The sequence below is a fragment of the Cellulomonas sp. IC4_254 genome (assembly GCF_011603975.1).
Classification (GTDB): domain Bacteria; phylum Actinomycetota; class Actinomycetes; order Actinomycetales; family Cellulomonadaceae; genus Cellulomonas.
The window spans coordinates 1-9,296 of the sequence record NZ_JAANNB010000158.1 but is presented as its reverse complement, the minus strand read 5'-3'; the positions used below and the strand labels follow the sequence as shown (position 1 = coordinate 9,296).

Here is a 9,296-nt window from a genome sequence, read left to right as displayed (position 1 = left end):
GGCACCACCACCGACGCCGGGCGAGGCCGGGGACCGGCGAGTGCGGCCGGGCCGTGGGGCGCGCGGGGCGGCGCCCGCGCGCCGGGTCGGGGATGATCGGGGCATGACCCCCGAGCCCACGCAGCAGGAGTTCAGCACCGCCGGTGCGTACGTGACCACCGGCGAGGAGTTCGTCCGCGACCAGAGCTACATCACGACGCGGATCACCGCCGACGGCCGGGACGGCTACCCCGTCGAGCCCGGCCGCTACCGGCTCGTGGTGTCCCGCGCGTGCCCGTGGGCGAACCGGGCGATCATCGTGCGCCGGCTGCTCGGGCTCGAGGACGCGATCTCCCTGGGCGTCTGCGGCCCGACGCACGACGCGCGCTCCTGGACGTTCGACCTCGACCCGGGCGGCGTCGACCCGGTGCTCGGCATCCCGCGGATCCAGGACGCCTACTTCCGGCGGTTCCCGGACTACCCGAAGGGCATCACGGTCCCGGCGATCGTGGACGTGCCCACGGGCGCGGTGGTCACGAACGACTACGCCCAGATGACGCTCGACCTGTCGACCGAGTGGACGGCGTACCACCGCCCCGGCGCACCCGACCTCTACCCCGACCACCTGCGGGACGAGATCGACCAGGTGGCCCGGAAGGTGTTCACCGACGTGAACAACGGCGTGTACCGCTGCGGGTTCGCCGGGTCGCAGGAGGCGTACGAGCGGGCGTACCGCCGGCTGTTCTCGCGGCTGGACTGGCTGTCGGAGCGGCTGTCGACCCAGCGGTACCTGGTCGGCGACACGATCACCGAGGCCGACGTCCGGCTGTTCACCACGCTGGTGCGGTTCGACGCGGTCTACCACGGCCACTTCAAGTGCAACCGGGACAAGCTGACCGAGATGCCGGTGCTCTGGGCCTACGCCCGGGACCTGTTCCAGACGCCCGGGTTCGGCGACACGATCGACTTCGACCACATCAAGCGGCACTACTACGTGGTGCACGAGGACATCAACCCGACGCAGATCGTGCCCGCGGGACCGGACCTGCGGGGCTGGCTGACCGAGCACGGCCGCGAGGCGCTGGGCGGCCGCCCGTTCGGCGACGGCACCCCGCCCGGCCCGGTCCGCGCGCGCGAGACGGTCGACCCGGCGCACACCGCGGCGGCGATGGCGGGCTGACCCGGTCCGCCGAGTTCGGCAGTACCGGCGCGAGTTCGGCACCTGGAGGTGCCGAACTCGGGCGCGGAGTGCCGAACTCGGCGGCGGAGGGCTACGCGGCGACCGGGCGCACCCGGACGACGTTGCGCCACGGGTCGTCGAAGGTGACCGTCGCGCCGTCGTCGCGCACCGCGACGCCGTGCGCCGCCAGCCGCTCGCGGAGCGCGCCCACGTCGTCCGTGCCGGGGACCACCAGGGTGACCTCGCCCAGCCCCAGACTGCTCGCCCGCGGGCCGGCCCCGGCCGAGTTCCAGGTGTTCATCGCCATGTGGTGGTGGTACCCGCCGGCGGACACGAACAGCGCGCCGTGCCACTCGGCCATGACGTCGAAGCCCAGCGCGTCGACGTAGAACGCCCGCGCCCCGGCGACGTCCCCGACCTGCAGGTGCACGTGCCCCACGACCGGCTTGCCCGCCGGCGCGGCGAGCGCGGCCTCGGTCACGTGCCCCTGGATGAACGCGTTGGGGTCGAGCCGCAGCGAGTCCATCTGCACCCGGCCCTGCTCGTCGTAGCCCCAGAGCTCGCGCGCCCGGTCCCAGTAGAGCTCGACGCCGTTGCCCTCGGGGTCGGTGAGGTAGAACGCCTCGGACACCAGGTGGTCCGCGCTGCCGACGAACGTCTGCGGGGCACGCGCCGCGACCGACGCGAGCGTGGCCGCGAGCGCCTCCTGGGTGTCGAACAGGATGGCGGTGTGGAACAGGCCCGCCTGGCCGCGGCTGGTCGGCGGCAGGTCGGGCGTGTGCCGCAGCACCATCAGCGGCTGCGTCCCGCGCCCCAGCACGACGACGTCCGGGCGCCCGACGCCCTCGATGCGCTCGTCCGGGCGCTCGACGACCTGCAGGCCCAGCACGTCGCGGTAGTACCGCAGCTGCAGGTCGAGGTCGCCGACCAGGAGGGTCACGGGGCCCATCGCGGTGTCGGCGGCGAGGCGGTCCAGGGCGGGGCGGGGGTCGGCGGTCGTCATGCCGTCACAATAGTTGAGGCTTCAACGGTTGTCGAGACACCTGTCGCCGTCCGGGCGCACGGCAGCGCACGACCGCAGGCGGCCGTGCGGAGGCGCCAGGCCCGTCAGCCCCGGCGCTGCAGGTCGTTGCGCCCGAAGTCGGTGAGGAACCGCGGCCCGCGCTCCCGCAGCTCCGCCTCGAAGTCCCCCGCCCAGTCGCGGTACGGCACCCGGGCGAGCCCGTCGTTGGCGAACCGGGCGTCGTCGGTGACCTCGGACTCGCAGAACGCCGGGATCTGCAGGTCGGTGACCGGGCCGGCGCGCTCGCACTCGGCGATGACGAGCGGCGCGTTCGCCCCGCCGAACACGTCGACCACCCAGCCGTCGGCGCCGAGCCACACCGAGTACCGGTTCTTCACGACCCGGTGCCCGCCGCGGCGGATCATCTCGGTGCCGACCAGGACGTCGATCTCCCGCTCCGCCTCGTACCGGGTGCCGACGTTCATCGGGCCCTTGAGCGTGACGGCGCAGAACTCGAACCGGTCGCCGACCTCGTCCAGCACGTCCAGCGGGTCGGCGTCGGGGCCCAGCGGCAGCCGCAGCCCGGAGGCCTGGACGCGCAGCCGCAGCGCGTAGCCGTCCTGGGCCAGGAAGTAGGACTGCACGATGAGCACCGGGTCGGGCTCGGACAACAGCTCCATCGGCGGCGTCCGCACGAAGAACCGGCGCTCGAACTCGAAGTCGCCGTACCCGGTGTCGCTCACCACGCCCTCCTCGCCCCGGTGCGGCGGGGTCCCGCCGCTGGTCCGCTGCGGGTCACGGTACGCGACCGGCGCGCCCGGGCGGCGGAACCGCGCGGCCCCGGGGGCGCCGCCGGCACGCGGCTCCCCCGGACCGAGCGGGTGTCAGGCCGCCGGCCGCAGGTCCATCCCGAGCGTCCGCCCCCACGCGTGCGCCTCGACCTGCCGGAACCCGACCCGGTCGTAGAACGCGATCGCCCCGGCGTTCTGCTCGGCCACGCCGAGGTGCAGCCCCGGCACGCCGCGCTCGCGCAGCGCCCCGGCGAGCGTCTCGACCAGCGTCCGGCCCAGCCCGTGGCCCTGGGCGCGCGGCAGCAGGTCGATGTGCAGGTGGGCGGGGTACCGGTCGGTGACCGCCGGGTCGTACCGCCCGCCCGCGTGCACCGTCTCCAGCAGCTCGTGGTCCCGGTAGCCGTCGACCGCGGGACGGCGCGGGTAGCGCTCGCGCAGCGCCGGCCACCACGCCTCCTCCTGCCAGCGCGCGAACGCCTGGGAGTCCGCGGTGCCCACCACGTAGCCGGCGACGCCCTCGTCGTCCGTCACCACCCAGGTCAGCGTCGGGTCCGCGACCGGGTACGGCGCCGCGTACACGTGCCCGAGCAGGTCGGGGTCCCGGTACACGGGCGTGGCGTCAGTCCCCGCGTCGCCCGTCAGCAGGCACACCCGGTACATCCCCGGCAGGTCGCACGTCGCGAAGGGTCTCACCCGCATGGCCAGCGACCCTACCGGCCGGGTCCGACGCCGCGGCAGCCCCCGGGCGCGGCGCGCGGCCGCCCGCCGGGCGCTCGCGGACCAGCAGCACGCCACCGAGGACCAGCACCCCGCCGACCACCTGCGCGGCGCCGAGGGCGTACCCGGTCGCCGCGCTGATCAGCACCGTGAACACCGTGATCAGGTTGAGGTACGACCCGGCCTCGGCGGGCGGCACCCGGCGCAGCGCCAGGTTCCACAGCAGGTACGACCCCACGGACGGCAGCACGGCGATGACGACCAGCGCGACCGTCGCGTCCCGGCCCGCCGGCCAGTGGACGTGGCCCGTCGCGGCGAACGGCGCCATCACGACGGCGGCGATCACGGCCTGCACCGCGGTGGACGCGATCGGCGGCACCCCCGCCAGGCCGCGTCCGCCGACCGTGTACACGCTCCACACCACGATCGCCCCGACCATGAGCAGGTCGCCGACGTTCAGCTCGAGCGAGGTGAGCGCACCGAGCCGACCGCCGGTGAGCACCACGACGACCCCGAGCAGGCCGACCAGCATCCCGGCGACCGCCCGCCGCGACGGCGCCCGGCGCGCGACCGCGGCCCCGAGGAGCGCGATCAGCGCCGGGTTGAGCGCGTTCACCAGCGACGCGTTCACCGACGACGTGTGCTGCAGGGCTGTGTAGACGAACAGCGCGTACCCGACCATGCCGAGCAGCGCCAGCACGACCTGCCGCGGCCAGGTCCGGAGCACGGCCCGCCAGTCCGGCCGCTCCACCACCTGCGCGATCACCACCAGCGGCACGGCCGCGAGCGCCCAGCGCAGGGCGGTCAGGCTCACCGGGCTCATCTCCCGGACGGCCACCGCGCCGAGGACGTAGTTGCCCGCCCAGAACAGCGTCGCCCCGACGAGGGCGAGGACGGGGCCGGTCCGGGCGGGCAGGGGCACCCGCGGAGGATACGTGGCTCACCCGCCCTGGATGTCATCCAGGGACGCCCCGCTGCCGACACCCTCCACATGGGCAGGTCCGACGCGCGGGCACCCCGGCTCTACGCGACCCGGGGCCACCTGGCCTGCGCGCTGGGCCTCATGGCGGCGCTGGTCCTCGGCGGCGGGCTGTGGCCGTTCAGCCCGGAGTCGGCCGTCGGCCTGTGGTTCGCCGTCGCGGGCCTCCTCGCGGCGCTCGCCGGGGCGGTGCTGGTGCTGCCGACCCGTCGCTGGACGATGCCGGCGGCGCTGGCCGTCAGCCTGCTGGGCGCGGGGGTGCTGCTCGCCTCCTGCCGGACCGCCGAGGGCCTGGTGGTCCTGGCGATCGGGGTGATGACCTGCGCCCAGTACGCCGCGTACGCGTTCCGGACCCGCGTGGCGGCGCTGCTGGTCGCGGAGGCCATCGCGGCGATCACCCTGGGCATGGTCGTGGCCCCCGCGCCGTTCCACGCCCTCACCTGGCTGGTCGTGGTCGTGATGACCGTGGCGAGCACCTCGCTGCTCGGCCACGTGACGCACTGGCTGCGCCGGCACGCCACGACCGACGACCTCACCGGCGCGCTGACCCGCGCCGCGCTGCTCGAGCGGCTCGACGCCCGGCTCCGGGACGCCCGCCGCACCGGCACGCCGCTCGCCGTGGTGTCCGCCGACGTCGACGACTTCAAGGCGGTCAACGACACCCGCGGCCACCTGGCGGGCGACGACGTGCTCGTCGAGCTCGTCGCGTCCTGGCGGGGGCCGGCCGCGGGGCGCGCGCTGGTTGGACGGGTCGGCGGCGACGAGTTCGTCGTCGTGCTGCCCGGCCGGGACGCCGCCGGGGCGGCGCACTGGGTCGCCGCGGCGCGGAGCCGGTCCGCGACGCCGTGGAGCGCCGGGATCGCCGCCGCCCGGCCCGAGGACACCGTGCGCGACCTGCTCGCCCGCGCGGACGTCGCGCTGTACGGGGCGAAGCGGGACCGCCGCGCGGGGCGGGGCCCGCACCCGGACCCGCTCCCGCACCAGGGCCGCTGACCCTTCCGCCACCCGGCCCGCCGGTCGCATACTGCACCCGGGCGGGGGCGACCGCCCGAGGCACGGACCGAGCGGAGCGCGCATGGGGGCCGGACCGGGCACGCCCGAGGTGACCGTGGTCGTCTGCACCCGCGACGGCGCGGCCCGGCTGCGGCCGACGCTCGACCACCTCGGCGCCGCCCTCGACGAGGCCGGCCGCGCCGACCTGCCGGCGGAGGTCGTCGTCGTGGACAACGGCTCGACGGACGGCACCCCCGCGGTGCTCGCCGACGCCGCCCGCCGGGACCCGCGGCTGCGGGTGGTGCGCGAGCCGCGGCCCGGCATCGCGCGCGCCCGGAACGCGGGGGTCGCCGCGGCCGCCGCGCCGGTCGTGCTGTTCACCGACGACGACGTGCACGTGCCGCCGCACTGGGTCCGGCGCATGGCCGAGCCGCTGCGCCGCGGGGAGGCCGACCTGGTGGGCGGCGCCGTCGCCCTCGCGCCGCACCTGCGCCGACCCTGGCTGAGCCCCGCGCTCGCCTCCGCCTACTTCGCCGTCGTCCCCGAGCCGCCCGCCGTGGGCCGGGAGTTCGCCGCGGCCAGCATCGGCACCACCCGGGCGGTGCTGGACGCCGTCCCGTTCGACGAGTCGCTCGGCACCGCCCGCTACCCCGGCGCCGAGGACACGGTGTTCCGGCTCGACGTGCTCGCCGCGGGCTTCCGGCAGGCCGCCGTCGCCGGCGCGACCGTGGAGCACCACCCCGAGCCCGCCCGCCTCGACCCGGCGCGGCTGGCGCGGCAGGCCACCGGGCGCGGGCGGGGCGAGGCGTACCTGGCGCACCACCTGCTCGGGACGCGACCGCCCGCGGTCGAGTCGGCGGCGAAGCTCGCGGCGACCTGGGGGCTGCTGGCGGCGCGCCGGCTGCGCGGGGCGCTCGGGCGCGCCGCCCGGTCGGGCACGCCCGTCGACGAGGACGCGCTGCGGCTGCGCCGCCGGGTCGCGTTCCACCGGGAGCTGCTCGCCCTGCGCCGGACGACCCGCCGCGGCTGACCGCCCCGTCAGGCCACGAACCGGGTCGGCCCCTCCGGCTCCAGCGCGGACGCGACGCGCGCCACCATCTCGTCCGACATCGGCGGCAGCGCGTCCACGCCGAACCACCGGGCGTCGGTGTTCTCGCCGTCACCGGGGCCGGGCTCGCCCGACACCCAGCGGAACCGGAACGTCAGGTCCAGGTACTGGGACCGGTCGCCGTTGGCGTACTCCATCGGCGGCAGCGTGTGCACCCAGGTCAGCCGCTCGGCGACCGCGACCACCTCGGCCTCCTCGAGCACCTCGCGCGCGCCGGCGACGGCCGGCTCCTCCCCCGGGTCGATGATCCCGGTCACCGGCGTCCAGGCACCGTTGTCCGCGCGGCGCACCAGCAGCACCTCGTCGCCACCGTCGGCACCGGGCCGGACGACGACGGCGCTCACCCCCGGCAGCCAGAGCAGGTCGTGCCCGATGCGGGCGCGGAGGTCGAGGACGAAGTCAGGGGTCGGCACGCCCCCGATGCTAGGCCGTCGGCCGCCGCCACCCGGGTGGTCGTGGCGGTCCCGCCGGGCGCGCGGCCCGCACCCGGTGCTAGCGTCCGGCGCCGATGGTCACCACCCTGCGCGCCGCGCTGTCCCTGGTCATGCTGGCCGGCTTCTACGTCGTCGCCGTCGGCCTCGCGGTCCTGCTCGGCTGGCTGAGCGTGCTCGCGTTCAGCAGCGACCACGTCCGCGGCGCGACGTACCTCGCGCTGTTCGCGCTCGTGCTCGTCTTCGGCGTCGTCTCCGCGCTGTGGAAGGTCGCCCGCGCGAAGGCCGCCCCGCCGACCGGCGTCGAGGTGCCCCCGCAGTCCGCGCCCGAGCTGTGGACCGTCGTCCGCGAGCTCGCCACCGCCGCGCACACCCGCGCACCCGACGAGATCCGCCTCGTGCCGGACGTCAACGCCGCCGTCTCCGAGGAGGCCCGGCTGCTCGGGCTGGTCGGCGGCCGGCGCCGGATGTACGTCGGCGTGCCGCTGCTGCAGGGGCTCGACGTCGCGATGCTGCGCTCGGTGCTCGCCCACGAGCTCGGCCACTACTCGCGCAACCACACCCGGCTCGGACCCCTTACGTACCGCGGGCGGGCGATGGTCATCGCGACCGTGCAGGCCACGGCCGGCACGGTCGTGGGCTGGCTGCTCCTCGGCTACGCCCGGCTCTACCTGCTGGTCTCCGCCGCGGTCAGCCGCCGCCAGGAGCTCGAGGCCGACGAGATCAGCGTCGCCGTCGCCGGCCGCGCGGTCGCGCAGGAGGCCATGCGGGAGTCCGAGGTCGTCTCGGCCGCCTGGCAGCACTACACCGGCGTGTACGTCGCGCCGGCCTTCGAGGTCGGCCTGGCCCCCGCCGCGCCGGCGTTCTTCGGCGGCTTCGACATGCTGCTGCGCGCCCGCGCGGACGAGCTCGCCGACCTGCGCCGCCAGGAGCCCGACGCGACGCAGTCCCGGTGGGACAGCCACCCCTCGCACGCCGCCCGCATCCGCGCGATGGACCGGATGACCGACACGCACCGCGCGCGGGACACCCGCCGCGCCACCCTGCTGATCCCCGGTTTCCCCGACGCGGCGGCGATGGTCGCCGAGGGCGCGCTGCGGTTCGAGGACCGGCAGCGGCTCGACTGGCCCGCGCTCGGCGCCGCCGCCACGACGCGGAACCGGCAGCGGGTCGCGGACGGCGTCTACCGCGCGGCGGCCCGGCTCGCGGGGCTGCCGCGGGCGACGCTCGCGACGGTCCTCGGGCTGGTGGCGCAGGGGCGCGGGCCGGAGCTCGCGCTGGAGCTCGGGCTCGCGGCGGCGGTCCCGGCGGCGGCGGTCCCGGCCGCTCCGGCGGTCCCGGCCCCGGCGGTGGCGGTCCCCGCGGCCGCACCGGCGGCGTCCGTGACGCACCCGGCCGCGGGCGCCGAGGCCGCCGCCGACGACACCGGCACGCTCGTCGACGCCCTGCAGGTGGTCGTGTGCTCCGCGGCGGTCCAGGCCGGCATCGCCCGCTGGGAGCAGCCCTGGGTCGGCGGCCCGCGGCTGGTCGACCTCGCCGGCGAGCCCATCGACCCGCGCCCGCTCGCCGTGCTCGCCGCCGACCCGCGCACCGTCGCCGACGCCCGCCGGCACCTCGTGGCGCTCCGGGTCGACGTCGACCGGGCGGGCCAGGAGTCCGCGCAGGCCGACGCGCTCGGGGCGTCGCTGCTGGCCGGCGTCGCGTCCGTGTCGGTGGACGGCGCGCGGCACGACGTGCTCGTGCTCGACGAGGGCCTCGTCCTGGTCCCCGCACCGCGGCGGGGGTCGGGCAAGAAGCGGCTCGCCGCGCTGGTCGAGGGCGCGTCCGTCGGCGAGCTCGCCGCCCGGTACCGCTACCTGCCGTTCGAGGAGGTCGCGACGTCGAAGGTCCGCGGCAAGGTCCCGCTGCGCGCGACGCTCGTGCTCAAGCGCGGCGGCACCGTGCGGCTCCGCGGCCGCTACGGCTCGGAGACCCTCGCGGACAACTCCGCGGCCGTGCTCGCCGCGGCCGTCCTGAGCCTGCGCCGCGCCCCGGCGAAGCCCCCGGCCCGCACCGCCGCCTGACCCCCGGCTGCTGCCGGGCGCCGCGTTCGGTGCTGTCTCTTATACACATTCT

General features: G+C 76.7%; 9 protein-coding genes. 4 read left to right on the top strand and 5 right to left on the bottom strand.

All coding sequences use genetic code 11. The features are described 5' to 3' along the window. Nucleotides 1–103 precede the first annotated feature (103 nt). On the top strand, nucleotides 104–1,159 hold the full coding sequence (locus G6556_RS14330) for a glutathione S-transferase C-terminal domain-containing protein (RefSeq protein WP_166942710.1): 1,056 nt from the start codon (nucleotides 104–106) through the stop codon (nucleotides 1,157–1,159). A 91-nt stretch (nucleotides 1,160–1,250) separates the two neighbouring features. On the opposite strand, the gene G6556_RS14325 is transcribed toward G6556_RS14330, so the two are convergent. The 4 genes from G6556_RS14325 to G6556_RS14310 form a co-directional block, all read right to left on the bottom strand. Next, complete coding sequence (locus tag G6556_RS14325; protein WP_166942707.1) at nucleotides 1,251–2,162, bottom strand: VOC family protein; 912 nt, start codon at nucleotides 2,160–2,162, stop codon at nucleotides 1,251–1,253. A gap of 104 nt (nucleotides 2,163–2,266) precedes the next feature. Continuing rightward, on the bottom strand, nucleotides 2,267–2,905 hold the full coding sequence (locus G6556_RS14320; protein ID WP_346774916.1) for a hypothetical protein: 639 nt from the start codon (nucleotides 2,903–2,905) through the stop codon (nucleotides 2,267–2,269). Nucleotides 2,906–3,046: 141 nt separating this feature from the next. Continuing rightward, nucleotides 3,047–3,613: a GNAT family N-acetyltransferase gene (locus tag G6556_RS14315; protein ID WP_240934530.1), complete on the bottom strand. Its 567-nt coding sequence runs from the start codon at nucleotides 3,611–3,613 to the stop codon at nucleotides 3,047–3,049. After that, nucleotides 3,573–4,592 (bottom strand): DMT family transporter, encoded by a 1,020-nt coding sequence (locus G6556_RS14310; protein ID WP_346774915.1) that lies wholly within the window; start codon nucleotides 4,590–4,592, stop codon nucleotides 3,573–3,575. Before G6556_RS14310 ends, G6556_RS14315 begins: the two co-directional genes overlap by 41 nt. 69 nt (nucleotides 4,593–4,661) lie before the next feature. Here G6556_RS14310 and G6556_RS14305 point away from each other — a divergent pair, with 69 nt between their 5' ends. Continuing rightward, on the top strand, nucleotides 4,662–5,642 hold the full coding sequence (locus G6556_RS14305; RefSeq protein WP_166942700.1) for a GGDEF domain-containing protein: 981 nt from the start codon (nucleotides 4,662–4,664) through the stop codon (nucleotides 5,640–5,642). An 82-nt stretch (nucleotides 5,643–5,724) separates the two neighbouring features. Continuing rightward, nucleotides 5,725–6,672 carry a glycosyltransferase family 2 protein gene (locus tag G6556_RS14300; protein ID WP_166942697.1) on the top strand — a complete coding sequence of 316 codons (948 nt, stop codon included), beginning with the start codon at nucleotides 5,725–5,727 and terminating at the stop codon, nucleotides 6,670–6,672. Nucleotides 6,673–6,680: 8 nt separating this feature from the next. Here the strand turns inward: G6556_RS14300 and G6556_RS14295 are convergent, their stop codons facing one another. Beyond that, nucleotides 6,681–7,163: an NUDIX domain-containing protein gene (locus G6556_RS14295; protein WP_166942694.1), complete on the bottom strand. Its 483-nt coding sequence runs from the start codon at nucleotides 7,161–7,163 to the stop codon at nucleotides 6,681–6,683. Nucleotides 7,164–7,258: 95 nt separating this feature from the next. On the opposite strand from G6556_RS14295, the gene G6556_RS14290 reads away from it, so the two are divergent. Continuing rightward, nucleotides 7,259–9,244, top strand: a complete 1,986-nt coding sequence (locus G6556_RS14290) for a M48 family metallopeptidase (RefSeq protein WP_166942691.1) — start codon at nucleotides 7,259–7,261, stop codon at nucleotides 9,242–9,244. The last annotated feature ends 52 nt before the right edge of the window (nucleotides 9,245–9,296 follow it).